At 66.0% G+C, this 26267-nt stretch carries 18 protein-coding genes and 5 pseudogenes; 8 read left to right on the top strand and 15 right to left on the bottom strand.

Translation table 11 applies throughout. The annotated features are described in order from the left end of the window. Positions 1–71 precede the first annotated feature (71 nt). The gene (locus OG331_RS47145; RefSeq protein WP_406209357.1) at positions 72–1268 is read right to left on the bottom strand and encodes a S8 family serine peptidase; all 1197 of its coding nucleotides are present in this window, start codon (positions 1266–1268) and stop codon (positions 72–74) included. A gap of 458 nt (positions 1269–1726) precedes the next feature. On the opposite strand from OG331_RS47145, the gene OG331_RS47150 reads away from it, so the two are divergent. After that, positions 1727–2182, top strand: coding sequence for a DDE-type integrase/transposase/recombinase (locus OG331_RS47150; protein WP_406210809.1), 456 nt, complete (start codon positions 1727–1729; stop codon positions 2180–2182). 159 nt (positions 2183–2341) lie between these two features. Here OG331_RS47150 and OG331_RS47155 read toward each other — a convergent pair whose 3' ends face one another. The 3 genes and pseudogenes from OG331_RS47155 to OG331_RS47165 all read right to left on the bottom strand — a co-directional run bounded on the left by OG331_RS47155 (position 2342) and on the right by OG331_RS47165 (position 5225). Further along, positions 2342–3586, bottom strand: a complete 1245-nt coding sequence (locus tag OG331_RS47155; protein ID WP_406190426.1) for an IS110 family transposase — start codon at positions 3584–3586, stop codon at positions 2342–2344. 331 nt (positions 3587–3917) lie between these two features. Next, positions 3918–4619: pseudogene (locus tag OG331_RS47160) on the bottom strand (transposase domain-containing protein); the annotation flags it as partial. A 339-nt stretch (positions 4620–4958) separates the two neighbouring features. Then, on the bottom strand, positions 4959–5225 hold the full coding sequence (locus OG331_RS47165) for a winged helix-turn-helix domain-containing protein (protein ID WP_406210812.1): 267 nt from the start codon (positions 5223–5225) through the stop codon (positions 4959–4961). Between OG331_RS47165 and OG331_RS47170 the strand changes: the two genes are divergently transcribed. From OG331_RS47170 to OG331_RS47180, 3 genes are all read left to right on the top strand, one after another. Continuing rightward, complete coding sequence (locus OG331_RS47170) at positions 5210–6079, top strand: transposase (protein ID WP_406209359.1); 870 nt, start codon at positions 5210–5212, stop codon at positions 6077–6079. The genes OG331_RS47165 and OG331_RS47170 overlap by 16 nt on opposite strands. A 150-nt stretch (positions 6080–6229) precedes the next feature. Further along, complete coding sequence (locus OG331_RS47175) at positions 6230–7924, top strand: IS1634 family transposase (RefSeq protein ID WP_406209361.1); 1695 nt, start codon at positions 6230–6232, stop codon at positions 7922–7924. Positions 7925–7943: 19 nt separating this feature from the next. Continuing rightward, positions 7944–8606, top strand: coding sequence for a transposase (locus tag OG331_RS47180; protein ID WP_406209364.1), 663 nt, complete (start codon positions 7944–7946; stop codon positions 8604–8606). 141 nt (positions 8607–8747) lie between these two features. Here the strand turns inward: OG331_RS47180 and OG331_RS47185 are convergent, their stop codons facing one another. Next, positions 8748–8993: a helix-turn-helix domain-containing protein gene (locus tag OG331_RS47185; RefSeq protein ID WP_406209366.1), complete on the bottom strand. Its 246-nt coding sequence runs from the start codon at positions 8991–8993 to the stop codon at positions 8748–8750. Between the two features lie 2683 nt (positions 8994–11676). Between OG331_RS47185 and OG331_RS47190 the strand changes: the two genes are divergently transcribed. Next, positions 11677–13518: a recombinase family protein gene (locus tag OG331_RS47190; RefSeq protein ID WP_406209369.1), complete on the top strand. Its 1842-nt coding sequence runs from the start codon at positions 11677–11679 to the stop codon at positions 13516–13518. Then, the gene (locus tag OG331_RS47195; RefSeq protein ID WP_406209371.1) at positions 13427–13864 is read left to right on the top strand and encodes a hypothetical protein; all 438 of its coding nucleotides are present in this window, start codon (positions 13427–13429) and stop codon (positions 13862–13864) included. Before OG331_RS47190 ends, OG331_RS47195 begins: the two co-directional genes overlap by 92 nt. 17 nt (positions 13865–13881) lie before the next feature. Here OG331_RS47195 and OG331_RS47200 read toward each other — a convergent pair. The 8 genes and pseudogenes from OG331_RS47200 to OG331_RS47235 form a co-directional block, all read right to left on the bottom strand. Further along, positions 13882–14606: pseudogene (locus OG331_RS47200) on the bottom strand (IS5 family transposase); the annotation flags it as partial. 233 nt (positions 14607–14839) lie between these two features. Next, positions 14840–14962 carry a hypothetical protein gene (locus OG331_RS47205; protein WP_406210952.1) on the bottom strand — a complete coding sequence of 41 codons (123 nt, stop codon included), beginning with the start codon at positions 14960–14962 and terminating at the stop codon, positions 14840–14842. Further along, complete coding sequence (locus tag OG331_RS47210) at positions 14959–15270, bottom strand: transposase (protein WP_406209374.1); 312 nt, start codon at positions 15268–15270, stop codon at positions 14959–14961. The genes OG331_RS47205 and OG331_RS47210 overlap by 4 nt, the downstream gene beginning before the upstream one ends. Then, a pseudogene (locus OG331_RS47215) lies at positions 15254–15499 on the bottom strand (IS110 family transposase); the annotation flags it as partial. The pseudogene OG331_RS47215 and the gene OG331_RS47210, both read right to left, overlap by 17 nt. A 29-nt stretch (positions 15500–15528) precedes the next feature. Beyond that, on the bottom strand, positions 15529–15966 hold the full coding sequence (locus OG331_RS47220; protein WP_406209377.1) for a transposase: 438 nt from the start codon (positions 15964–15966) through the stop codon (positions 15529–15531). Between the two features lie 234 nt (positions 15967–16200). Next, positions 16201–16497: a transposase gene (locus OG331_RS47225; RefSeq protein ID WP_406209379.1), complete on the bottom strand. Its 297-nt coding sequence runs from the start codon at positions 16495–16497 to the stop codon at positions 16201–16203. A 170-nt stretch (positions 16498–16667) separates the two neighbouring features. Further along, a complete protein-coding gene (locus OG331_RS47230) occupies positions 16668–17270 on the bottom strand; it encodes a transposase (RefSeq protein WP_406209382.1) in 603 nt (200 codons plus the stop codon). Then, the gene (locus OG331_RS47235) at positions 17195–17737 is read right to left on the bottom strand and encodes a winged helix-turn-helix domain-containing protein (RefSeq protein WP_406209385.1); all 543 of its coding nucleotides are present in this window, start codon (positions 17735–17737) and stop codon (positions 17195–17197) included. The genes OG331_RS47230 and OG331_RS47235 overlap by 76 nt, the downstream gene beginning before the upstream one ends. Before the next feature lie 756 nt (positions 17738–18493). On the opposite strand from OG331_RS47235, the gene OG331_RS47240 reads away from it, so the two are divergent. Further along, on the top strand, positions 18494–19372 hold the full coding sequence (locus OG331_RS47240) for a substrate-binding domain-containing protein (RefSeq protein WP_406209387.1): 879 nt from the start codon (positions 18494–18496) through the stop codon (positions 19370–19372). 168 nt (positions 19373–19540) lie between these two features. On the opposite strand, the gene OG331_RS47245 is transcribed toward OG331_RS47240, so the two are convergent. Continuing rightward, entirely contained in the window at positions 19541–23032 is a 3492-nt protein-coding gene (locus OG331_RS47245; RefSeq protein WP_406209390.1) for a response regulator, read from the bottom strand. A 1712-nt stretch (positions 23033–24744) separates the two neighbouring features. Here OG331_RS47245 and OG331_RS47250 point away from each other — a divergent pair. Further along, positions 24745–24906 (top strand): annotated as a pseudogene (locus OG331_RS47250) (helix-turn-helix transcriptional regulator); the annotation flags it as partial. Positions 24907–25001: 95 nt separating this feature from the next. Here the strand turns inward: OG331_RS47250 and OG331_RS47255 are convergent. After that, positions 25002–25721: pseudogene (locus tag OG331_RS47255) on the bottom strand (IS256 family transposase); the annotation flags it as partial. Between the last annotated feature and the right edge of the window lie 546 nt (positions 25722–26267).

Below are 26267 nucleotides of genomic sequence, written 5' to 3' on the forward strand. Positions count from 1 at the left end.
GCGGCACCTGAACAGACGGGGTGAGGGCCCGGGGTCGGGCATGTGGCCAAGCCGGGCCCTCACAAGGGGTGTTACTCGGTGATCTTCAGGAGCTTGTTGGGTGTGCCCGCGCCTGGGCTGGTGATCTTGTCGGGGGTGGCGCCGTTGGTCAGGGCGGTGGCGACGTCCGCGGGGGTGGCGTCCTTGTGGCCGGCGAGGTAGACCGCGGCGGCGCCGACGACATGGGGGGTGGCCATCGAGGTGCCGGAGAGGACCTTGGTGCCTTCGTCGCTGTCGTTCCAGGCGGAGGTGATGTCCGAGCCCGGCGCGTAGAGGTCCACGATCTCGCCGAAGTTGGAGAAGTCGGACTGGGCGTCGTCCTTGGTGGAGGAGGCGATGGTGAGGGCCTCCTTGACGCGGGCGGGGGAGCCCTTGCCGGCGTCGGCGGAGTCGTTGCCGGCTGCGACAGCGAAGGTGACGCCCGCGGCGATGGCCTTGCGAACGGCCTCATCGAGGGCCTCGTCGGCGCCGCCGCCCAGGCTCATGTTGGCGACGGAGGGCCCCTGGTGGTGCTGGGTGACCCAGTCGATGCCGGCGACGACCTGCTCCGTGGTGCCGGAGCCGTTGTCGTCGAGGACTCTCACGGCAACGATCTTCGCCTTCTTGGCGATGCCGTACGTGGCACCGGCTATGGTGCCGGCGACGTGGGTGCCGTGACCGTTGCCGTCGTCGGCGCTGTCGTCGTTGTCGATCGCGTCGAAGCCGTGCGTGGCGCGGCCTTCGAAGTCCTTGTGCGAGATGCGGACGCCGGTGTCGATCACGTAGGCGGTGACGCCCTCGCCTGCGGAGTCGGGGTAGGTGTATTTGCTGTCTCCGGCGGTGTCGGCCTGGTCGATGCGGTCCAGGCCCCATGAGGGCGGGTTCTGCTGCTCCGCGTTGATCGTGAACTTCTTGTTCTGCACGACCTTGGCGACGGCCGGGTCGGCGGCCAGGCGCTTGGCCTCGGTCTGTGAAAGGCCGCCGGCCGAGAAGCCGTTGATGGCGGAGCGGTAGGTGCGCTTCAGTGTGCCGCCGTACTCGTTGGCCAGCTCCTGCTTGTCGGCCTGCTGGTCGAGCATGACGATGAAGCTGCCGGCGACGGCGCCGTCGGCGTTCGCTCCGTAGATCTTGCCCTCGGCGGGCGCCGCGGCGCCGGCGGAGAACGGGTTCAGCAGCGTGACGCCTGCCGCGGCGGCCGCGACGGTGACGGCGGTGAGCCGGATCCGGTTCGAGCGCTTGTGAGTTGCCATGAAGAGGGGTCTCCTCGCCGGTCTTTGTGGGGGGTTGAGTGTTCAACCGCAAAATCTCCGGTGATCTGCGGTGGAAGCCGTGACTCATTGATGTGCTCATGCAGTGGATTCCATGCACTCGCGACCCGATCAGCCGCGGGTCAGCGCGGGAACCGGACAGAACCGGGCCCCGCCGCGACACGCCCGGCTCTCCTTCGCATGTATGGGGCTTCCGTCGAGAAAACGTGAACCTTCCCTGCGTCCCCGTGTCGAACCGGTTGGGCAGGGCAGACGCGCGCGCTGCGCGCGCCGAGCGTGAAAGCCCTGCGGAAAACGTGGGTGCCGTGAGGAGGCGCAGCAGTCAGAGAAGCTACTCGCGGGTATCGAATCGGCTTGAATGATCTGGGTGTTGAGCTTCCGCTTCGCTCACCTCACCCTGATTCGTGTACTTGCACAGAGTGTGTCCCCCGATGAGCTCGATGGGAGGGTACGGGGCCTGCATCTGGTCCCCATGGGGCCGCGGCCTGTCCTGCGCGAGGAAATCGCTGAGGTCTTGTCCGCGATGGGCCTTCGCCTGTTACCGGTTCGCCGGCGTGGTCTACGTCACGTTCGTCGTGGACACCTTCTCCCGCCGCATCGTCGGCTGGTCCTTGGCCACGTCGAAGGAGACAAGGCTGGTCCTGGACGCCCTCGAGATCGCTCTGTGGCAACGAGACCGGGACCAACGCCCCTTCCAGAAAGGCCAGTTGATACACCACAGCGACGCCGGGTCGCAGTACACATCGTTCGCGCTCGTCGAACACCTCGAGCGGGCAGGCATCGCCGCCTCGATCGGCTCGGTCGACGACGCCTACGAAAATGCCCTGATGGAGTCCACGATCGACCTGTTCAAGCAATGCCGCGGAGTTAACACGCCGCCCGCCACGTCAAGTTGACCTCACGGCGTCGGCGAAGTCAGCCACTCCGGGGCGAGGCGGTATCGTCCTCGTCCCTCCCTGACACGTAAATACATGCAGGTCAGGGCGTTTTCGGGTAGGGGTGGTGACCGGGCGGTGGTGATGCGAGGGCCGTCCGGTGTCTGGGTGGACGGAGTTTCAGGCCGCGCTGTTCATCGGGTCGAGGGTGACCCGGTAGCCGAGCTGGTTGAGCTGGCCGACTGCTTTGCGGGCGGCGCGTTCGGGGTCGCGCTGGGTGAAGTAGGTGCCGCCGAGTTCGTGGTAGGGCCGTTGGTCGGTGAGCATGTGCCAGATCGCGGTGATGATCGAGTGTTCGATGGCGACCAGGGCCTTCATCGGGCCCCGGCGGGCGGTCAGGCGTCGGTAGCGGGCCTGGAGATAGGTGTCTTTGGTTCTCACCGCACCGAACGCGGCCAGGCCCAGGGCGCCTTTGAGATGCGGGTTTCCGGGCCGGACCTTGGTGGTCTTGCTCCGGCCGGCGGAGGAGTGATGGCCGGGGCAGACGCCGGCCCAGGAGGCGAGATGCTTGTCACTGGCGAAGCGGCTCATGTCGCCGCCGGTCTCGGCGACGATCACTTCGGCGGTGGTTTGGTTGACACCCGGGATGGTGTCCAGGAGTTCCAGGACGGGCCGAAAGGGAGACATCGCCTCCGCGATCCTCGTGTTCAGCGTGTCGAGCGCGGTCGTGAGGTGGTCGTAGTGGTCGAGGTGGACGCGGGCCAGGAAGCCGTGGTGTTCGCGAAAACGCCCGGTCAATGCCTCGGTGAGCTCGGGAATCTTGTTGCGGAGGCGACGCTTGGCCAGGTCGGCGAGCGCGTGCGGGTCGTCCTGACCGGCGATCAGAGCCTCCAGCATCGCCCTGCCGGAGACACCCATGATGTCGGCGGCGACCGCGGAGAGTTTGATCCCGGAGTCTTCCAGCATCTTCTCCAGCCGCTGGACGATCTGTCCGCGGGTGCGGGTGAGTTGAGTGCGCATCCGGGTCAGATCCCGCAGTTCGCGGATCGGCTGCGGCGGCACGAACGAAGCCCGCACCAGGCCGTGCGCCCCGAGTTGGGCCAGCCAGGCCGAGTCCGAGACATCAGTCTTGCGGCCGGGCAGGTTCTTGACCTCCCGCGCGTTGACCAGCATCACATTCAAGTCCTCGGAGAGCAGGAAGTAGAAGGGCTTCCAGTAGTCCGACGTCGCTTCCATCACTACCAGCGTCACGCCTGCCGCCACCAGATGATCACGCAGTTCAAGGACCGAGTTGGTGGTCGCACCCCAGGTAGTGATCTCACTGGTGAACGTTCCCCGGCGTTTGCCACCCGGCGTCCGCACGCAGACCTTGGCGTCCTTCTTGCTGATATCCATCCCCGCGCACCGCTCGTGCAGCACATCCATGGTCCCGTTCCCCTTCCGGCCGAGCAGACAGTCCACAGGAACTGCCCGCTCCGGGAGGGCCAGGGCAAATCAGGAATCTGACACCCGTGCTCACAGCAACACTCCACGGTTCCCGTGGACGGCCCTCAGCACCATGCTGACCAACGAGCTGCACAGCATCACAGAGGAGTCGGTTTCGACCGGAACGACCAGCCCACGATCATGCTCGCGGCCATCGCACCAACCCGGCAGAGCGCGCGAGAAGCACCCGCAGCACACCACACCATTTACCACGCCCCCGGCGCGCACCGAAGGTGCGCTGGGTTGCTGACCAGCATGAACTGATCGGCTCACCGGTGTCGGCCACGTCGTTCAAGAACTCGTCGCCGGAGAAGTTGCGGTCGACGAGCAGCAGCATGCCCGGGTCGAGCAGAGGCAGCAGCCGTCGGGCATAGGCGGGCTCACCGGTGCCGTCGGCCCGAACACCGCGCCCAGCAGGCCCCGGGTGCCGGTCTCGCACAGCGCCATCAAGCGGACATGTGGATACCCCCTCGACGCCTCGGTGACGCCGGGTCTTGCCCAGATGGCCTCGGACACGGAGAGTGGCGGGGGCCTCCAGCGAACTGCAGCCGTCGAAGGTGACGGTACGCCACCGCTGGTAGCACACGCCTGTGGTGGAGGGACGCGCCAACGGGCCGGCCACGACCTCGAACAGTTCCCGAAACGGCGCCGGACCGAGGCGGCGACGGACCTCGCGCAGCGCCTTCTCCGACGGAACCCACCAGGTCAGGGCGCGCATTCCGGCGATCATCTTGCCCCAGACGCGCAGGTAGCCGACCTCCGGGAAGAGACACAGGGCCAGGACGAAGTACACCCCGACCCGTGAGGGCAGCCGGCGCAGCCTTCGCTCCACCGAGCGCGTGCGCTGCAGCACGTCGTCAACCAGCTCAAAGGGCAGGTACTGCGTCAACTCACCCAAGTGCCCTGGAGCGAAGATGCCAGCAGCGACCGTGACGGCGCGCGTGAACGTCGAAGTGGCAGACTGGTCAGGCAACGGGACCTCCGCTCAGAGTGAAGACCTTGGTCGGCTTCAATGCTGTAACGGAGGTCCCGTTCTTCACGTCCCGCAACGACCACATGAGACAGATCAACTTGACGTGGCGGGCGGCGTGTTGACTCCGCGGCATTGCCTGTTCAAGACCGAGTTGATCAAGCCCCGTCGGCCATGGAAGACACTTTCCGAGGTCGAGCCGGCCACCGCCGAGTGGACCGACTGGTACTGCCACCGTCGACTCCACGGTGAGTTCGGGCACATCCCACCGGTCGAATACGAGACCAACTACTACCTCGAAACCACGAAACCCCAGGTCGCAGTCACAATCTAGAGTCTCGATCAAACCCGAAACGGTTCACCTGCCACGACCAGCCAAGCCGGTCCGGCCAGCAGCCACACCCCCGAGATCTCGTACCGAACCCCGAACCGCTCCTCGATCAACGCTCCAACCCGGGCCAGGGTCCACCTCTGACCCTGGCTATTCAGCGGAATTGGGTGATCTGACGCCCCGGTAGCAGGAAAGGTGCCTTGACCTGCGAGGATGCGAGTGTCTAGTCCGTATCCGATGCAAGAGTCAGGGCACCTTTCTGGTGAGCGAGCGTACAGGGTGGGACCGTCGGCTGCGCGTGCGGGCCGACGGCAAAGGGCTGGTCGGGCACGCCGGGGTGGTGCTGCTGCGCAGGTGCGCGGACCAGGTGGGGCTGACCGGGGCGCTCGCGGCCGTGCTGCCAGTGGGTGTCGGGCACGGCTGGCGGGAGCGTGCGGCGGTCGTCGTCCAGCTTGCGGTGGCCATCGCGCTCGGCGCGGTGAACCTGAGCGAGGCCGAGCAACTTGCCCTGCACCACCGCAACTTGTCCGGTCCGGCCGCATCGGACTCCACCACCCGCCGCACCCTGGCCGCCCTGGACGAGTCGGCACTGACGCGGATGGCGAAGGCCCGGCGGACGGTGCGCCGGCACGTGTGGTCTTTGCTGCACCTGCGGCCTGGAGGATTCCCCTGGCTGAGCGTGGCCGGGCGGCGGCTGAAGGGCTGGATCGTGGTCGACATGGACGCCACAGTCATCACCGCGGCCTCGAAGAAGGAACGAGCGGCAGCCACCTTCAAGGGTAGCTTCGGCTTCCACCCGCTCGCCGCCTGGTGCGCGAACACCTCCGAGTGCCTGGCCATGGAACTGCGGCCCGGCAACGCCGGGGCCAACACCGTCGCCGACCACCTGCGGGTCCTGGCCGCCGCGTTGGCCCAGATACCGCACTCCAGCCAGGCCAGACTCCTCATCCGGGCCGATGGCGCCGGCGCCACCCACGGGCTGCTGGAGCATCTCGTGGCGCTCAACACCGCGCGGCGCACGGTGCGCTTCTCAGTCGGCTGGAAGATCACCGATGAAGACGAGGCCGCGATCGCGAAGCTGCCCGAGACAGCCTGGGAGACCTCCCTGAAACAGGACGGCTCCCTCCCCTGAGTTCCGCAGTTCGTGGGCACGTAAGGTCTGCCGGGCGGTGTCGGTGCAGGTCACGGTGTTGCCCGTGGCGTTGAGTCAGGAAAACGCGTGGGCACACGTTTTCTGAAGTGAGGGTTGAATCCTCCTGGGGTGATCGTTCATGCTGTGGGCATGTACTTGCGGACCACCCAGCGGAAGAAGAAGGACGGGACGGCGGTCCGCTACGTGCAGCTCGCGCACAACCACCGCGTGGGCGGCAGTACTCAGGCCGAGGTGCTGCACAACTTCGGCCGCGAGGACCAGCTCGACACCGACGGTCTGCGCCGCCTGGTCACTTCGATCAACCGTTACCTCGGCGAGGGCGGTGACGCGGCGGCACCGGTGGCCGGCGGCGGCCTGCAGGTGACCGGCTCGCGTCCTCTGGGAGCGGTCTGGCTACTGCAGGGCCTGTGGCGGCAGTTGGACATCGACGCCGCGCTCACGAAGATCCTGGGCGCGCGCCGATTCCGCACCGACGTCGAGCGCGTGCTGTTCGCCCTGGTCGCCAACCGCGCCATCGCCCCGGCCTCGAAGCTCTCGGCCGCCGAGTGGGCCGGCCGCGACACGGCGATACCGGGCCTGCAGGCGATGGACGAGGACCAGGCATACCGGGCGATGGACCTGCTGGTGGAAGCCGACGCCCAGGCCGAGGTCCAAGAAGCGGTGTTCTTCGCGGTCGCCAACCTCCTCAACCTCGAAGTCGACCTGCTGTTCTTCGACACCACCAACACCTACTTCGAACGCGACGAGCCCGACGCGGGCGAGAACCCGTTTCGCACTTACGGCAAGAGCAAGGACCACCGCGACGACCTGCCGCAGATCACCATCGGACTGGCCGTCACCAAGGAGGGCGTGCCGGTTCGCTGCTGGTGCTGGCCCGGTGGCACCAGTGATCAGGCGATCCTTCCGCAGGTCAAGGACGACATGCGCGACTGGAAGCTGGGACGGGTGATCACCGTGGTGGACCGCGGCTTCTCCAGCGCGGACAACCTGGCCTACCTCACCCGCGCCGGCGGCCACTTCATCGCCGGGATGCGCATGCGCGACGGCAATGACCTCGCCGAGGCCGCCCTCGCCCGCCAGGGCCGCTACCAGAGCGTCCGCGACAACCTGCGGGTCAAGGAGGTCAAGCTCGACCAGGCCCCTGGCCGACGCTTCGTCATCTGCCACAACCCCGCTCAGGAGGAACGCGACCGCCACCACCGCGAGGAGGCGATCACCCGTATCGAGGCCGAACTGGAGCGCATCCGCACCCAGCGCGAACGCGACGCCAAGCGCCTGACCACTGCGAAGGCCCGCGAGCGCGCGGAGGCCACGCACGTGCGCGCCGAATGCGCTCTGATCGAACACCCCACCTTGAAGCGGTGGTTGAGGACATCGAAGAGCGGACGCCTGGCGATCGACCGCGCCAAGGTCAAGGCCGAGGAGCGGCTGGACGGCAAGTACTTGCTGACCAGTTCCGACCCGCACCTGACCGCCGAGGAGATCGCGGTCGGCTACAAGGCGCTCCTGGAAGCGGAGCGCGGATTTCGCGACCTGAAGACGGTGCTGGAACTGCGGCCGGTCTTCCACCGCCTGGAACATCGCATCCGCGCGCACGTACTGCTGTGCTGGCTCGCCCTGCTGCTGATCCGCGTCGCCGAACGCCGCACCGGCCAGACCTGGAACCGGATCAGCACCGAATTGGGCCGCGTCCACGAGGTCACCCTCACCGGCGACGCCGGACAGCTGACCCAGACCACCCCGCTCACCAGCGAGCAGGCCACGATCTACCGCGGCTGCGGCATCAAACCACCGCCCCGGATCACCGCCGCAGACCCCGCCTGACCAGCCACAACCTAGCCGCGTGGGCACACGCACACCCGGCCACGTTCCGCATGTTCCCGCAGCTCAGACCCCATATCGGCCGCATCCGCATGCCTACCAACTGCGGAAGTCAGGCCTCCAGGCCGCCTACTTCGTGGCCGAGCTGACCGGCCTGAACACCCGGGAGGGCTGGCCCGACGGCACCCGGCTGATCGTCCGGCGGGTCAAGCCGTCGGGCCGGCAGATCAAGAAACTTACCGGCTTCGAGCGCAAGACCGGCTGGCGCTACAGCATCACCGCGACGAACATCGGCCGGATGTGGGGCATCGCCGGCTCCCACCAGCCTCAATTCCTCGACGTCCTCCACCGTGATCACGCTGAAGTGGAGGACCGGGTGCGGACGAACAAGGCGATGGGCCTGCACAATCTCCCATCCAAGTCCTGGGATGTGAACCGCGGCTGGATGCTCGCCGCGAACCTGGCCGCCGACCTCGACGCCTGGCTGAGGCTCCTGGGCCTGCACGACGTCGACGACCTGGCCGACGCCGAGATCGACACCATGCGCTTTCGCCTCTACCACCTGCCCGCCCGCCTCACGAAACACGCCCGCTGCCGCTGGCTCCGCATCGACTCCACCTGGCCCTGGGCCAAGGCGTTCACCGCCTGCCGGCAGCGACTCACTGGACTTCCGGCCCTCACCTGACGGACCGGCTCCGTCCCGACGAAGACCAGAACGGAGGAGACCCCCACCACCCCGGGCCCGTGGAACCCGGCGCAGCCGCAGCGTCACGCGACGGCCCACCCCCGACCGGCAGGGGACATTTCAGGCGAACCGCCGAGCCACTCAGCGACCAAACCCCGCTGACGGATCGAGGCTGATCATCCCAGCCGAACGCGGTCGGCCCGCCTTCAGCAGGCCCTGGAGTTCCTCCTCCTGTTCGTCGCTCAGATACGCGTTGTTGCCCGTCCCCTTGGACCGGAGCGCTTCCACCCCGCCCTCACGCCAGGCCCGATGCCACAGACCGGCCGCCTGCCGGGTCACGCCGAGCGCTTCCGCGACCCTGACCGGCCGCATTCCTTGTTCGAACAATCCGCTGCCTGCAGCCGACGCCGCTCCAGCTCAACTGGGCTCAACAGCCGACGGGTTCGAGTCCTCATGGATCCGTTTTGCCGCACACACCCGCCGACAAACGGCACCTCAAAGATCAGTACCTACGGCGCCATAGGTTTCATCGGCATACTCGAGTAGCACCGGCTGCCCACCGGATGTCACACCCACCATGGTTCCTGTCACTTTCGCTTCAGTGGGCACCTCGCAGCCGAGTGAGACCTTTTCGCTATGTGCCCTAATGGGAGGCGATCTTTGCCCGCCTTGTTGCCTGCAGGGCCTCGGACTGCTGCGTTTCACTCAATACGGTACGACGTGGTTGGTGGGCGGACGCACGAGCACAAGGCTCCCACCTCGACCTAGGGAATGACCCTGAAGTGCGGCGGGCATCTGTCGAGCCCAAGCGCCCCGTCGGGGCGTGCAGTAGCCCCGACCTGACTAACAGTTAAGGAAGTAGTAAATGAATCTCAACAAGGCTGCATTCCGGGCCAGGGGTCGCCTGGCTACGTTGCGATCTCGGCGGACCTTGGTGGTGGCTGCCAGCATATGTGCCGCAGCGACAGTGGCAGCAGCGGGTACGACCAGCCCCTCACTAGCGTCCGCGCAAACGGCTGCAGCACATTCTTCGCTGCACGAGGTCACGAAGCCCTGCAAGCACAATTGCCCGGGTCCTCGGGGGCCTCGGGGTCTTCGGGGTCCTGTCGGACCCAAGGGCAACCCTGGTCTTCACGGTGTTCAGGGGCACCAGGGAGTTCCGGGTATCCCCGGCCCTCAGGGGCACCAGGGAATTCCGGGTATCCCCGGTGTTCAGGGGCACCAGGGAGTTCCGGGTGACCCCGGTGTTCAGGGGCACCAGGGAGTTCCGGGTGACCCCGGCGTCAAGGGAGACAAGGGCGACCAGGGCGTGCCCGGCACTCAGGGGCACAAGGGAGACCAGGGTGTGCCCGGTGTTCAGGGGCACCAGGGAGTTCCGGGTGACCCCGGCGTCAAGGGAGACAAGGGCGACCAGGGCCTGCCCGGCGTCAAGGGAGACAAGGGCGACCAGGGCCTGCCCGGCGTCAAGGGAGACAAGGGCGACCAGGGCCTGCCCGGCGTCAAGGGAGACAAGGGCCTGCCCGGCGTCAAGGGAGACAAGGGCGACCAGGGCCTGCCCGGCGTCAAGGGAGACCAGGGGCCTGGCGGGACCTCTGGGTGGGAGAGGGTAAGAGGAGATAGTCCGACCACCATCGCACCTGGTTCCACTCAGCATGCGACAGCCACATGCCCTGCGGGTAAAGTCGTCCTCGGCGGGGGATTCGAGGCCTCTCCGGGCGTCCAGGTCTATTGGAGCCTGCCCAGTACCTCGACGACTTGGATAGTGAATGGAAAGAATACCAATTCGACCAATGCTATCATATTCGCTTTCGCGATCTGCGCGAACCAAGCCCCTTGATTCCCCATCGAAAAGCTAACGCAATACCGATGCCGTATAGTCCCGCCTGAGATATGAACCACTGAAGGGTTCTGGCGATCCAGGGGAAAGTCACCTTTCCATCATTCGGGGCTAAGCGGCTCCGCCGTAGTTCCTCGGTCGCTGTTTGCGGACAACTACCGTTCACGAGCACGGAGTCGCTTGGACATCTCGTGTTGCAGCCGCTCGCGCATTCGGTAGGCGTTTGAAGAGACCACCTCGCTTACGCGGGTGGTCTCTTCGGCCTCCGCGCCCCCGGGCCAGCGTCCGCACCCTCCCCGCCTAATGGCGCCGAGTAGATTCTCATCCCTCGGGGCGCGCTGGAACCGGCACTGGCCACGCTGAACCGCGACGAGCAGATGCTCCGCATCCTGCGCATGCCCCCGTTGCCGTGCTCGGTGTGCGTCGATCCGAGCGCCACCGCCCGCCCATACGACAGCCTCGAACACGGGGCCGCGTTGGGTTGACCTGTGCTGGGACCACGCCCTGCTCACGAGGCCCCGCCCCGGACGCCGGGACGGGCTCTTTCTGTCTGAAGAGACATGCTCACGTACGATGTTGTCGTGTGGTCCATCCGTCAGCCCTCTGGACGGCCCGAGCCGTGGGAGCTGCGTTGGCCGGTGGGCGAACAGCCGCATTCCAAAAGGTACAAGCTCCGACTGCAGGCCGATGGGCACCGTTCGGAACTCATGGCCGCACTGTGAGAAGGCCAGCAGTTCGACGTGGAGACCGGTCTACCCGCAATGGAGTTGGCCGCGCTCGCCATGCCCACGTATTACGAGAATGCAAAGGCGTACGCCCTAATGAAGTGCCCTGGGAGTTGTCTTCAATTGTCACGCCACATTAGGAGCGATGCGAGGGTGACGGCGGCTTGGTAGGACTCGGCGTTCTTGTCGTAGCGGGTGGCGATGCCGCGCCACTGCTTCAAGCGGTTGATGCAGCGTTCAAGGAGCAAGCCGCAGTGCTGACATTTGCGCTGGCCGGAACGGTCCGCCTGCTGCGGGACCGGCGGAGCGGGACAGGCGAGGGGGGTGGGTCGCGGTGGCAGGAGGAGACGCGGCTGTGCCCCCCAGTCGAAGCCCGCGATAGCGGGCGCCCCGAGCTGGGAGTCGTTCCCGGAGGTGAACCGGGTGGTGGTCCAGCGGTTGCTGGGCCTGCTGGTGGAACGGATGGCAGCAGCGACACCTCCCAGGAGCAGGGACGGGGGTGCGGGCGATGACGACGGTCAGGCGGCCGTGGGAGCGGCTGGAGGGCAAGGTCCAGCCGTGGCATCGTGATCGTCTTGCCGCCGTGTATGTCCGGCAGTCGACCGCTGGCCAGGTCAAGGAGCATCAGGAGTCCACGCGGCTGCAGTACGCGCTGGTCGGGCGAGCGGTCGCGCTGGGGTGGCCGGCCTCGCGGGTGCTGGTGATTGATGAGGATCTGGGGCACTCCGCGTCCGGAGTCGATGCCCGGCCCGCCTTTCAGCGTCTGGTCTCCGAGGTCGGCCTGGACCATGTGGGGATCGTGCTCGGGATCGAGATGTCACGACTGGCGCGGACGGGCCGTGAGTGGCATCAGTTGCTGGAGTTGTGCGCGTTGTCGGGCGCTCTGCTCGCGGACCCGGACGGTGTCTACGACCCCGTTGATCACAATGACCGGCTGTTGCTGGGGCTGAAGGGGACGATCAGTGAGGCGGAACTGCACCTGATCAAACAGCGGATGTGGTCCGGGCGGCTGGCGAAGGCCCGGCGCGGTGAGCTGGTCGTGGCGCTGCCGGTCGGTTACGTGCGCCGTCCGTCCGGCGAAGCGGTCCTGGATCCCGATGAGCAGGTCCAGGCCGTGGTCCGCCTCGTCTTCGATCTGTTCGACCGGCTTGGGACGATCAACGCGGTGCTCTGTTTTCTGGCCGATAACAACATCCAGTTGGGGGTGCGGCTGCGCGAGGGGCCCGATCGGGGGGAGTTGCGGTGGCGTCGTCCCAGCCGGGCCGGAGTGCAGAACATGCTCCGTCATCCGGCTTACGCTGGAATCTACGCCTACGGCCGCAGCAGGATCGATCCGCGGCGCCGTCAGGCGGGGCGGCCGTATACCGGCCGGGTGTGTACCGAACGTGAGGACTGGTACGTCTACCTTCCGGGCCTGCTGCCCGCCTATATCAGCGTCGAGCGGTACGAGCGGAACATGCAGCGGATGGACGCCAACCGGGCCCGGGCCGAGAGTATCGGCGTGGTGCGCGACGGGCCGGCCCTGCTGGCAGGGCTGGTGGCTTGCGGGCGCTGTGGGAAGAAGATGTCGGTGCGCTACCAGCGCGGGGCGGGCGGGAAGTTGCACCCGGCCTACGTCTGTGGATCGGACAAAACGACCTTCGCGAGCGGGCAGTGCCAGCAGCTGGCCGGCGACTGCGTGGACGAGCAGGTCACCGTGTTGCTGCTGGCCGCGATGGCCCCGGCCGCCGTCGAGGTGTCCCTCGCCGCAGCCGAGCAGGGCCAGGCCCAGCGCGCTCAGGTGGACCAGATCTGGCGGCAGCGTCTGGAGCGGGCCGAGTTCGCCGTGGACCGGGCCCGGCGCCAGTACCAACTCGCCGAACCAGAAAACCGCCTGGTCGTACGACAGCTGGAGAAAGACTGGGAGACCGCGATGGGCGAGCGGCAACGTCTCAAGGAGGAGTACGACCGTTTCCTGGCCGTGCGGCCCCGCACCCTCAGCGCCGCCGAGCGCGAGCAGATCCGCGCCCTGGCCGCTGATGTCCCCGGCATCTGGCATGCTCCCACGACCAGTGATGCGGACCGCAAGCAGCTGATCCGGCACCTGGTCGAGAGGGTCCACATCGAGGTGATCGGCACTAACGAGAAGGTGAAGGTCCAGGTCACCTGGGCCGGCGGGCATCGAAGCGAGAGCGAAACGGTACGTCCGGTCGCCTGCCTGACCGCTCAGCTACTACCCGCAACTCATCACCCGGGCCCAGCAGTTCGTGGACGCCGGGATGAACGCCGGGCAGATCGCCGACCGCCTCAACGCCGAGGGCCTGCGTCCTCCGAAGCGCAGCAAGACGTTCACCAAGAACGCCGTCCGTGACCTCCTGCGCTCCCTGGGGATCCAACGCTCACGCACCCCGGCCCGCCAGGCCCGCCCTGATCTGGACGAGCACGAGTGGTGGCTGCGTGACCTGGCAGAACACCTCCAGATGTCCGAAGTCACCCTCGACGCATGGGTGCGGCGCGGCTGGGCCACCGGCTACCTCCATCCCCAGGCCGGACTGCGAATCGTGAGCGCCGAGCCCACCGAGGTCGAACGCCTGCGCACCCTGCACCAAGTGCTCCGCGGGCAGCACAACCGCCGCCCCTGGATGAACAATCAGACAGTCGGCACGAACACCGAACCAGAAGGAGCAACCGGCGATGAGACCGAGCCGCAGGTATGACAGCACTGCGGCTTGCTTCTCTCGACCACGTTGCGCTGCTTGTCGAGCTGCTTGTCGAAGGTCGGCGGCCGGCCGCCCCGGCTGCCGCGCCGGAGCCGGTTGCGGATCTGGTCGGCCAGTTCGGGGATGGTGTGGGCGTTGCCGCGCCGTCTGAGCCAGGTCCGGATGGCCTTGGAGCTGTAGCCCTTGTCGCCCAGGACGTGATCGGGCCGGACGCGGGGTCGTCCGGGACCGGTCCGGGGCACCCGTATCGCCTCCATCACGGCGATGAACTGGGTGCAGTTGTTGGTGTTGCCGGCCGTGACGGTGAAGGCGAGAGGACGGCCCAGGGCGTCGCAGGCCAGGTGGAGTTTGCTGGTCAGGCCGCCCCGGGACCGTCCGAGTCCGGGGCTGCGGAGCCCCCTTTTCGCGCCCCGGCGGCGTGCTGGTGGGCGCGGACCACGGTGGAGTCGACCGACACGAGCCAGTCGATGTCGCCGGCCGCGTCCGCCCTCGCCTGGGCGGCCTGGAGCATTCGCTCGAAGGTGCCGTCCAGGGCTCATCGGCGGAAGCGGGTGTGCAGCGTGGCCCACGGACCGTACCGCTCGGGCACATCACGCCAAGCCGTCCCAGTGCGGAACTTCCACACGATCCCGTTGAGCACCGTGCGGTCGTCCAATCGCCTTCTGCCCCGCAACGACACAGGCAGCAGCGGCCGGACGAACTCCCACTCGGCATCGGACAGTTCATGTCGACGTATCACCCGACCATGATCCACCCTGCAAGATCATTTGAAGACTCCGCCTAGAGCGGCAGCGAAGCCCCGGGCGGGCATCGCGGAATCGCTCGCCTTGAGGGGCCTCGTGCTTTCCGGACAGGCATCTGACTATTGACTCACGCGACGATTCGCAACTTCTGGTACGCGGCGTGGGCTTCGCGGGGAGTACGGTAACCCACCGCCGAGTGAAGGCGTTTGTAACTGTACCAGAATTCGATCTAACGGGTGATGCACTGCCTGGCGATGTCGCGGGTCAGGTAAGTCACCCTCGAAACGCGCTCGTTCTTCAGGGCGCCGAAGAATGATTCGGCCAGGGCATTGACGCTCCTATAGTTCGTCAAGCCGCTTTGGCAGGATCGGGCCGGGCTTTGACCATCTGGTAAATCTCGCGGGCGAGAAACCGCTTGAGGCAGCGGATGATCTCTTTCTTTGTCTTGCCCTCGCTGGTGCGCCGGGCGACGTAGTCGATGGTGGGCTGATGGAAGCGCATTCGAACGATGACGCCCCGGTAGAGCGCGGAGTTCAGCTGGCGGTGGCCGCCGCGGTTGAGCCGGTGCCGGTCGGTCTTGCCGGAGGAGGGCCGGGACGGGGCAGACGCCGGCGAGTTTGGCGAACGCCGCCTGTGAGCGTATGCGTTCGGGGTTGTCACCGACTACAACCAGGACCTCGGCCGCCGTATCCGCGCCGATCCCGAAGGAGTCCACGAGATCGGGGGTCTGCCGGCGGGTGAGCTCGCCCAGCAGGCGGTCGTGGTCCTTGATCTCCTCGTCGAGAGCGAGCCAGCGGCGGGCCAACGACCGCAGGGAGCGTTTGGCCGGGGCCAGGACGCTGGTGACCTGGCCAGGACGCAGTCCCGCGCACCGTTCGATGAGCATCATCTTCGACAGTCCCTGAAGGGTGCGGGACTTCACGGCCGTATCCCGGCGATCTTGGTGTGGCGGATCATCTCCACCGTGCCTTCGGCACTCTTCGGTGTGGCGGTCGCAGTGCCCGCGAGGACAGCACGGGCGGCGTTCTCGGCATCAATGGGGTCAGACTTGCCGCGCCGGCGCCGCACCCGGCGGTCGGGCCGGTTGACCTCGATGACCTTATGGCCGTGTCTGCGCAGATGAGAGGCGAGACCAGCGCCGTAGGAGCCGGTGCCCTCAACACCGAAGCCGAGGACTTGTCCGAACTGAGCGGTCCACTGGACGAGTTGCTCGTATCCACCCCGGTCGGCGGCGACGCTGAGGGTGCCCTGGGTACCGCCGACGACGTCGACGACAACCGCGGTGTGCACGTACTTGTGGGCGTCGACCCCGACGACGACTTTCCCGATCGGCTCGGCCTGCAGGATGCTGGTCATGGCTGTCCGTTCCCCTCCCAGGAGACGGCGGTCAGCGCGAGACCATCGGCCGGGCGAGAGGACAGGACTGTGACGAGCGCCAGGTGGCAGCAGGCTCCTATGCGGTCACTGCCCGCGCGGCCGACGGCCCGCATCGAGCCCGCCGCGGAAGTGCCCGACAGATCAACAGCCAGGACACCCGCAGGGTCAGTCGTAAGCAAGAGTCAGGCCACTCCCACGGCGGTGACCCCATCCTCACAGTCGTAACAGGATCCGACACAGCCCCATGGACGCTTCAACGCCTTCCCTGACCAGTCGTGTTGTCAGCTTCACGGATGTGTACTGACAGCCGTGGTCGGCGTGATGGACGAGTGTGCCGGGCGTGACCTCGCGGGAGGCGAGGGCGTACTCAAGGACGGTGAGGACCAGGTCGGCGTCCGCCTTCTCGGAGGTCTCCCAGGCAACCACGCGGCGGGAGAAGGCGTCACGGATGGCTGACAGCCACAGTGGCCCCTCGTGCGTGGGGATCATCGTCAGGTCGGTGACCCACATCACGAGCCTCCCTCCAGGCTGTCCTCACACTCCACCTGACCAGCTCAGACTGAGGATGGAAAAGGCTCACTGGCTGCGACGCTACAAGTTCAAGCGCGGTAATTCATGGCCATTGGCCTGCAGCCCTGCTCTTGCTGCTCAGCTTGAACTCGTAGACGCCGGCTGGTGGATCACGGTGGTTCGATCACCAGGCCGGTCTCGGTGAGGCAGCCGTTGATCAGGTCGGGCCGGTACTGGATCTTCTTGAGCTTGCGCTTGACGATGCGGACGAGGCCGCCCAGGTCGGCGGCGACGAAGTTGGCGATGGAGCGTTTCAGGAGTGACCAGACGCCCTCGGTGGGGTTCAGCTCGGGTGCATACGCGGGCATCTGGATCACACGCAGCCACTCCTGGTGTTCGTCGGCGAACTCCTTCATCTGTGCACACAGGTGCACGTTCAGGTTGTCCCAGCACCACACGAGCGGCGCGTGCAGCTGCTGGTGAACGGCGAGGATCAGTTCGCGGTACTCGTGCCAGGCGAAGCTCTTGGGCTCGCCCTTGCGCCCGTGATAGACGTGCAGCCGGTAGAAGAAGTGCGGGCGCTCGCCGGGGCGGAAGCAGACCGCGCCGGCCACGTTGACCCGGCCGGAACCTCTGCCACGCACCCTCACCACGGGCCGTGCCCCGCGCGGGGCCCATGTGCGGCCCTTCGGCGGCCTCAGGCCCTGCCCCGCCTCGTCCTCGAAGCAGATGTAGGCGCCCAGGTCCGCCGCACTGGTTTTACCTGCGGCCACACCTCCTGCTTCCACACCTCGATGGCCTCCTCGTCCCGCTCGGCGGCCCGGCGCACCGGGACCTGGCACGACCAGCCGTGGCGCCGCATCAGCTTCCACACGCCCTGCACCGTGTAGCCCACATGGAACAGCCGCCCGATCAGCGCCTTGATCCGCTTCAGCGTCCACCGCTGGTCGTCGGCGAATCCGTGCGCCGGCGGGCCGCGCCGCAGTTCTGCTTCCAGACGCGCGAACTGCCGCGCCGACAGACGCTCCGGCGACACCGGTCCCCTGGAACGCAGGGCCTGCACCCCGCCCTCGCGCCACCGCTGACGCCACAGTCGCACAGTGCGCGGCGCTACCCGTAACTCCGCCGCGACCGCACCAGAACTCTCGCCCTGCTCAAATAACTCAGCGGCCTTCAGCCGCAGTTGTTCACGTCGTTCCTGCTCGGCAGGCGTATACCCGCCCCTCTGCGCATACCGCATGAACCTGCCATACCGCAGGGATCAAGGACCGTCACGCCCTCTCGGCGTCTACGAGTTCAAGCTGAGTGGCTTGTTGGAGAGTTTGTGGCAGAGGGCCGAACACGCGATCCAGTGGAAGCTGGATGCCAGAGCCTCCGGGCTCCTGGAGGAGCGGGACGGCAGACCGGTGAGGCTACCGAGGAGCTGCGACGCACCGTCGGGTTGGATGAGGAGGTCTGATCACCACCGATCCTGCTGCGATGTGCAGAGCCGAATTCGAGTTCGGCTCCAGCGGGCATATCCGTCCCCGCCATCACCCGTACCATTTCGCGTGCAGCTTTTAGCGTGAAAGGTTCACTCTCAAGGATGACAAACATTCTCTCGGATGAGAGTGTACTTGTGGTGGCCGACCTGCCCCGTACTGTGGGGTCGGAAATTCCGGTCCAGGACTTCGCTGGTAGGAGGCATCCAGTGGGCAGCATCAATTTCCGGACGGTCGGCGCAGGCGGCCGTACCGGTCGACCGCTGGTACCTGTTCTGGTCATTGCGCTCCTACTGGCACTCACAAGTTGCTCGCAGGGCGGTCAGGCCCGACCGGGCGACAGCCCGACGACCGGTACCGGAGCTTTGGATCCGGTGGTCCAGGAGGCGAAGAGGGCAGTGGCTGCGGCGAGCAGGACTGGACCGTCTCGATGGACGGGTCCTGTCACCGGACCGGCAGCCGTCAGTGGACGCCGCCTGGTCATTTATGTTTCCGAGACACTGGCCAATGGAGGCGTGACCGGCTCGATGGAGGGGGCTCGCGAAGCCGCCAAGGTCATCGGGTGGGATTTCCGTCTCATCGACGGCGGAGGCACGCCTTCTGGCATCACTGCCGCCCTGCAGAAGGCCATCGATCAGAAGCCGGACGGAATTATTCTTGGTGCCTTCGACGCGCAGGGCGAGGCACCATTGCTGGCTCAAGCAAGTAGCAAGGGCATTACGGTGGTCGGGTGGCATTCGGGTGACAACCCTGGGCCGCTCACTGACCCTGCGGTCTTCTACAACGTAGGGACAGACACCACCAAGGTGGCGCAACTTGCCGCGCAATTCGCCATTGCTCGGTCAAACGGCCATACGGGTACGGTGATCTTCACGGATGACTCCATTCCGATCGCGCACTCCAAGGCGCAAATCATGCAAGACACCATCGAGTCCTGCAAGGAATGTTCAGTACTGTCCTACGTCAGCATCCCCCTCGGTGCCGCCGTTGAACGTACCCCGCAGAAAGTAAATCATCTGCTTTCCCGCTTCGGATCGCGCTGGACGGACTCCGTTGCCATCAACGACCTCTACTATGATGGCGCCGTTTCTTCCCTTAGGAAGGCAAGGAAGCCCCCTGCCGGACCGCCCTTCAATACTTCTGGTGGTGACGGTTCAGTCCCTGCGTTCAAACGAATTCGGGCAGGCGAGTACCAGACCGCGACAATTCCGGAACCGCTTCACGAGCAGGGTTGGCAGCTCATTGACGAGCTGAATCGCGCCTTCGCCGGATCGCCTCCGAGCTACTACATCGCACCGCTGCATGTGGTCACCAAGAAGAACATCGGATCGGGCAACGTTTATGAGCCGCCGAATGGGTATCGGGATCACTACCGTGCCGTCTGGCAGCGCTGACACGGGAGCTGTCGTTCTTGATCACGACTGGTCGCGAAGGTCCGGTCGGGTATCTCAGCCCCGGCCTTGCCCGACCGGCCTCGTCCGGACGCCTTATCACTGGCCATCGGTGCTTCTGCCATGACCGGGAGTTACACCAACGAGATGCACAGTCCCGGTGAAAGAGGCTCAGGGTGCGCTGCGAAGGTCCTCAGCGCTGGTGGTGGGCTGGGCAAGGGCGGCGGCCAGGGTTTCTATGCTAAGGGGTTTTGTTATGTAGTCGTCCATGCCAGCGGCGATACAGGCCTCACGGTCTTCAGGCAGGGCGCTGGCGGTCAGGGCGATGATGCGTGGGCGTTGCCTGCCGGGCCATTCTCGCTGGATGGCCCGGGAGGCATCCATCCCGTTCATGACGGGCATGTGAACATCCATCAGGATGACGTCGTAAGGCCGGTTACGCAGCGCATCGAGCACTTGGGCGCCGTCGCTGACTGCGTCTGCCGAATAGCCAATCTTGTTGAGCATGCGCAGAGCGAGCTGTTGGTTGACGTTGTTGTCCTCGGCCAGCAGGATCCGCAACGGTGCCGGGGCGGGCCGGGGTGCTGTCCGGGTTGGGGGGTGCTGGACTGCGAGGCTTTGGTCGGACGGTATCAGCGTCTGGCACAGGGTGTCGTGCAGCTGTGCGGCCCTGATCGGCTTGGTGTGATAGGCGCTGAACAGCGTCATGTCCTTGGGGCGGGCCTCCGGCTTGCCCAGGGAGGTCAGAAGAATCATCGGCAGGCCCTCGCGACAGCGCTTGATCTCTCGGGCGAGGGCTACGCCATCCATGTGGGGCATTTGCATGTCCAGGATTGCTATGTCGAACGGGTCGCCGTTGCGGATCCATTCGAGGGCCTCCCTGGCTGATCCCGTGGCGCGCACGTGCATTCCCCAGGTCTCGCCCTGGCTGGACAGGATCATGCGGTTGGTCGGGTTGTCGTCGACGGCCAGCATGTGCCGACCGCGCAGATCGTTTTCGCCAGGAGCCTTGGTGTGCCGCAGCTGCGGGGATACCTCACGAGTCGTTGCCGTGAAATGAAATGTCGACCCCTGGCCGACTTCAGATTCGCACCAGATCATGCCGCCCATCTGTTCGACCAGCCGCTGGCTGATGGCCAGCCCTAGCCCGGTCCCGCCGTAGCGGCGGGTGGTGGAGGAGTCGAGCTGCTCGAAGGGCAGGAAGAGCTGGCTGATCCCGTCCGGGGGGATACCCATCCCGGTGTCCCGAACCGAGAACTGCACGGTGAACGCCTCCTGGCCCTCCGGCGCCGCTGACTGAGGGCCGTCGTGTGCCGGTGGCAGCCGACTGACTGTCAGGACGACCTCGCCGGTCTCGGTGAACTTGACGGCGTTACTCAGGAGATTGACGAGAATCTGACGCAGCCGCATCCCGTCACTCATTATTTCGTCCGGCAGGTCCGGGCCGATAACGTAGGCGAGGTCCAGACCGGCCTTCTCCCTGGCCTTGGGTGTGATGAGATCGAAGGCCGACTCGATGCAGCGGGACAGGTCAACGGGTGTCTGCTCGAGCTGGAACTTCCCGGCTTCAAATTTGGAGAAGTCCAAAATGTCGTTGATGATCGTCAGCAGGCTGTCGGCGCTGTTATGGATGATCTCGGCGAAGCTACGCTGCTCGTCGGTCAGGGAAGCATCAAGCAGGAGTTCCGTCATGCCCATCACAGCGTTCATTGGGGTACGGATCTCATGGCTCATAGTTGCCAGGAAAGCACTCTTCGCTCGGGTGGCGGTCTCGGCCGTCTCCGCCGCGGTCTGCAGCGCCGTACTGGTGATCTCCCGTTCACGTACCCGGCCGAGCTGGCCGACCAGGTCTGCGATCAGTGCCGTGGTGGATTTCTCCAGGGGCTCTGTGTCGCTGGTGAAGAATTCGACCACGGCCACGATCTCCTGGCGTGCCGACACCGGAAACGCAACAGTTCCGCGGACTCGTGACTGCGCGGGAGGAAGGGCTGGCAGGCCGGTCTCCGCCTGCAGCGGGACGGGGCCTTGGGGCTGGCCGCTGGAAAGGGCACTCTGCACCAGCGGCGACGGCGCGCGGGCAGCCTCGGCCTGCACCTGCTTCCACCATGATGCTGGTGTGCTGGTCTGGGTGTACCAGGCGGGGCAGGCGAACAGGAGGGGTGTGTTTTCGTCGTCGGGCGACGGCGTGACGATGTAGGCGTGCCCGGCCGGCCAGTCCAGGTACGTGCAGATCAGGGTCAGCCCGTTCTGTAGGGCCTCATCCCATGTCATGGCCTTGTTCGCAGCGGTGGCCACGCCTTGTAGCAAATGCAGGAGCTTGGTGCGCTTGTGCAGTTCCTCGGTCCGCGCCCGGACTTTGTCTTCGACAGCCCTATGGCTTTCCTGCAAGGCGAAGTAGCTTGCTTGCAGGTGGTCGGCCATGGTGTTGAACGTGTCGGCCAAGGTGGCCACCTCATCGTGGCTGGCCACGTGAGCCCGCCGCTCCAGGTTGCCGGCTGCCAGCGCTTGGGAGGCATTGGCCACGCGTGACAGGTTGTGGACGATACGGCGGGACGTGAGGGTGGTCAGTGCCAGGATCAGCACAAATGCTATGCCGATGCTCGCCAGGAGCATCGCGTTGCGCTCTTCCATCCGGTCGATTCGGGAGTGCACCATGCGGTCATACTGGTCGAACAGAGTGTTCCACAACTGTGTGTTGACTTGGAGCGCCGCACCGGGCAAGGGCTGCGTGTCAGCCAGGGACAGCCCGGGCTCCGATGATGACACTTCGAAATTGGCGGCGCCGATAAGGGCGCGGACCGCGCCGTTGGTCTGATTCAGTAGAGGCAGCACACTAGACCGCAGCGACGTGTTGTTGGAGGAGGTTGAGCTGATGGCGCGATTCAATGAATCCTGCAACTTCACCAGCTGCTCGTCGGCAAGGCCAGCCGCCTGAATGAGTGCTGTCCGGTCGGTTGGGGCCAGACTGCTTCCTTTTAGTACGATGATGTTCAACAAGTCCCCGAGGCGGCCCACCTGATTCACCAGTACCGGCTCGTTCATCAACAGGGCGGTCATGGTGTAGTAGCTGTCAAAATCCGGGTCAAGTATCAGTTCGGATGTCTCGCCGACATAAGAATATTGCGCAAGGACATTTGCCACCAACTGTTGCGTCAGTCCCGAACTCAGGGCCTCCGCCGGGGCCAGGCCCTTGACCCTCCGCCAATCGGCGTGCAGCGCCGCCGGCAGGATCCGTACCAGGTTCTTGGCCTCCAGATCGGCTTTGAGTTGGCGTTGCAGTGAAGGGGCAGTGCTGCTCAAGCGGGCGAAATCGCGGTCGACCAGTCCCTGTGCCGCCTGGAGTTGCGACGGTGACACGTCCCCGCCTCGATTGGTGATCGTCGCCAGCGAGCGGTAGGCGACCAGGTCGGAGGTCAAGGTACTCAGCGAGCGAAGGTACTGGGTACCGCGCAATTCGTTGTGGGCGAGGTCGGCACTTTCCCTCTGCTGGGCGACCAGGTAGGTGCACGCCAGAGCAAGCGGGACCAGGAAGGCTATGACGATGAGTGCGAGTTTGTGCCAGATCCGTAGGTGGAGGCGTTTGACGCGGCTGGGCGCGTCAAACTGGGGCGAGGCTTGAACTGGTGACGTCGGGAGCACGTCATTGCTGTGGCTCATGGTCATCTGCCGATGCGGCCGAAATCTCTGGTACTGCCAGTTTGCCGTAGTCACGCACAGAACGCAGACGCAGACTGCCCGCGATGGCCGCACGCGGGGGCGGGCGGGACGAAAATCCGGCGGGGAATAGTGAGGGTATGCTCCGCGCGCACCTGGACTCGCCGAGCATGGAAGCCTGCTGGTGCCCAGGGCTTGCGTAGGCGTGCCATCGCTGGTGACAGAGGCGGGAGTGTTGGTGGCGGCGGCGCCAGGTGGACCACGACAGCGGGTGTTCGGGGTCTCGCCGGGGCGGCGGAAGGATCATGGCCGGTAGCAGGCGGAGGAGTCCGTGGCTGCTGAGGGGGACGAGGTCGGCTTCGGCGGGGCAGGTCTGGGCGGCGCGTTCGAGGGCGGCGGTGGCGACCGGGAAGGCGTAGGCGACCAGGCCGATCACACCCATGCGGTGCCAGGAGTTCCATGTGATCTGGCGCCCTTGGCGAGGTGGCAGGTCTCCTTCGCGTCCTGGAAGTCGTTTCTGGTGGCATGTGTACGTCGGATGCGTCGGGGTGCCGGGGGATCGTCGGCAGGAAGGTGGAGCTGCGGTTGATCGAGGACTGCTCGGCTCAGGTGATGGGGGGTGCGCCGCGGGTGGTCTCGGTGGAGGGGGAGGCCGGATCGGGAAGACGTCGCTGCTGCGAGAAGCGATGGTCGGTCTTGAGGGGCTCGCGGTGTGGTGGGCGGGATGCGACGCCGCGGAACAGGACTGGCCGTTCGGGGGTGGTGGACCAGCTGCTGCGGCACGTAGACTCGCACTTGCTGGCGCAGTCCCCGGTGCTGACCGGGGGGCTCGGACCGATAGTGGAGCCCATGGCGGTGGGGGCCGAGGTGATCACCCTGCTGGGCGCGGCGGAGAACCTCAATCCTGTCGCGATAGTGATCGATGACGTGCCCTTGGCTGATGACGCCATTGCTGGATGGCGTTCTGCCAGTACTTCCTCGGCTCCTGAGATGAGGCCGCAGTGCACGCGGAACAGGGGATGGTCGAGGGCGAAACCGCCGGATATAGAGCGGGCCACACTCCCGGACACGCCGTGGACAGCCATCATCGCCGCGGGCCAGGGCCGCTGGTGGACTGCCCAGAAACACCTGCAGGCATACGCACCTGGTCGCCCATGCCACGAATGTTCGGGCGCTACCCGATCGTAGCCGTTGCCGCACTGGCCCAAGCACGGGGAGACCAGGCCAGCATGCTCGACGCCCTCCGCCAGAACCCGAACATGCCCGACACCGGGCAGCGCCTGCTCATGCACCCCTGGCCCTGTCCCTGCAGACCGAGGCCCTCATCGGCACTGGCCACCTCCACGAGGCTCAGCAGACTCTCGACGAACTGCGCTAGCTCGCCGACGAACTGCCCTATCTGCACGCCATCACCGCCTGATCAGCCGGCCAATTCACCGAAGCCCACTACGATGCCGAGGCCGCAGAGGCCGCCTACAGCAAGGGGCTGCCCCCGGGTGAGACGGACGTACCGTTCCACCAGGCCCGCCTCGAGCACGCCTACGTACGGACGCCTCGTCCTTGCCACCGGTGAGCGCCACCGCGCGGCCGACCTCTTGCACTCCGCCCACCAGCGATTTGCCACGCCCGGCGCAGTTCCCTTCGCCGAACGTGCCGCCGCCGACCTCACCGTCTGCGGTGTCCACCCTGCTACCAGCACCGCGACATAGAGCCTCACCGAACGCGAATACACGGTCGCCCGGCTGGCCGCACAAGGGAAAGCCAACCGGGAAATCGCCGCAAAACTCTACGTCAGCGGAAAAACCGTTGAATACCGCCTCGGGCACATCTGCACCAATCTCGGACTCACCTCCCGCCGCCGCCAGCTCCGCACCGCTCTGTGAACCGCCGGGTCGATTGAGCTTCTTCAGCGTTGCTTCTCCAGGGTGAGGACGCCCTTGGCGGGTCCGTCAAACGAGCGATGCAACTGGGTTGTTGACTACTGGCGGGCTGCTGAGAGTCGGCCGTCGAAGGTGATGTCGAAAGGCGTTCAGCGCGGTCTTCCAGCACATGGTCCAGCGGGCCTGGCCCTTGCCGGTGGGATCGAGAGACATGATCGCCATGTAGACGCACTTCGGCGCGGCCTGCTCGCAGGAGAAGTGGCCGCGGGCCTTGACTGCGCGCCGTATCCGCGCGTTCACCGACTCAATAGCGTTGGTGGTGCAGATGATGCGGCGCATCTCGGTGTCGAACCGCAGGAACGGGGTGAACTCCTCCCAGGCGTTCTCCCACAGCTTCACGATCGCCGGATAGTTCCTTCCTCACGCGTCAGCGAACTCCGCGAACCGCAACAAGCCACTTCCTCGGTCGGTGCGGTGCAGACGGGCTTGAGGAGTTTGGCGATCTTGTCCCGGTCCTGGCGGGCTGCGTAGCTGAAGGAGTTCCGCAGCAGGTGCACCACGCAGATCTGCACGATCGTGCAAGGCCAGACCGCCTCGGGCCGGCCCTTGAGCCCGTCGCAGACCAGCATCAGCACGTCGTTGACACCGCGGTTCTTGATCTCGGTGAGGATGTGCAGCCAGTGCTTGGCGCCCTCACCGCCGTCCCCGGCCCACAGGCCCAGGATCTCGCGCCGGCCCTCGACAGTGACGGCCAGGGCCACGTAGATGGGCCGGTTGGCGACGGAAGACGTGCCCTCCACGCCTTGAAGCAGGGCGGCATCGAACCTAGAGCGTGACGCACACGAGCGCCCCGCCCTACGGGCCCATGGCTCGAAGGTCCTCGCACTGCGGTTTCAGGCTTAGTCGTCACCCTCCAAGCCCGACGACTTCACCCCTTCCCAGCTCCAGCACACCGCCTCAACGCCCGCCTCACCCAAGCCACGGGGGCACCCCTAGGGATGGGTGCCCCAAGGACTAGGGGTTTCCCCTGATTCCTGCGGCCACTGGATGGCATTGACTGAAGACAGATAAGAAAACAAGGCGCTTCTCGATCAGTGGACGTTTGTGACAGGGAGAACCTGCACACTGCAAGGCAACCGCTCGCCCGGATAGTGAAGATCCGGCGGTAGCCAGCCCGAGAGTAGACCCGAGCAGCACAGTTCACCCGGAGAAGCCTCTTTGCCGCCCAGCGGCACAGCCGGGGTCCTGTCGCACGGAGCCGTTCCTGCGCTTCAGGCCAGGTGACGTGCCGGCTCGTGGCGCTGCACTACGCCTGCCACCGCAGGCGAACGTTTATCCGTCGACGCGGCACCGCGCCCGACTGT

The sequence above is a fragment of the Streptomyces sp. NBC_01017 genome, assembly GCF_045162795.1.
Classification (GTDB): Bacteria; Actinomycetota; Actinomycetes; order Streptomycetales; family Streptomycetaceae; genus Streptomyces; species Streptomyces machairae.

Excerpts from the sequence above, each read along its gene's own strand:
- OG331_RS47225 (WP_406209379.1), bottom strand. The coding sequence starts at position 16,497 with ATGTGGGTCACCGACCTGACGATGATCCCCACGCACGAGGGGCCACTG.
- OG331_RS47235 (WP_406209385.1), bottom strand. The coding sequence starts at position 17,737 with ATGCGGTATGCGCAGAGGGGCGGGTATACGCCTGCCGAGCAGGAACGA.
- OG331_RS47190 (WP_406209369.1), top strand. The coding sequence starts at position 11,677 with ATGACGACGGTCAGGCGGCCGTGGGAGCGGCTGGAGGGCAAGGTCCAG.
- OG331_RS47195 (WP_406209371.1), top strand. The coding sequence starts at position 13,427 with ATGAACGCCGGGCAGATCGCCGACCGCCTCAACGCCGAGGGCCTGCGT.
- OG331_RS47145 (WP_406209357.1), bottom strand. The coding sequence starts at position 1,268 with ATGGCAACTCACAAGCGCTCGAACCGGATCCGGCTCACCGCCGTCACC.
- OG331_RS47245 (WP_406209390.1), bottom strand. The coding sequence starts at position 23,032 with ATGACCATGAGCCACAGCAATGACGTGCTCCCGACGTCACCAGTTCAA.
- OG331_RS47155 (WP_406190426.1), bottom strand. The coding sequence starts at position 3,586 with ATGGATGTGCTGCACGAGCGGTGCGCGGGGATGGATATCAGCAAGAAG.
- OG331_RS47175 (WP_406209361.1), top strand. The coding sequence starts at position 6,230 with ATGTACTTGCGGACCACCCAGCGGAAGAAGAAGGACGGGACGGCGGTC.
- OG331_RS47220 (WP_406209377.1), bottom strand. The coding sequence starts at position 15,966 with ATGACCAGCATCCTGCAGGCCGAGCCGATCGGGAAAGTCGTCGTCGGG.
- OG331_RS47150 (WP_406210809.1), top strand. The coding sequence starts at position 1,727 with ATGGGAGGGTACGGGGCCTGCATCTGGTCCCCATGGGGCCGCGGCCTG.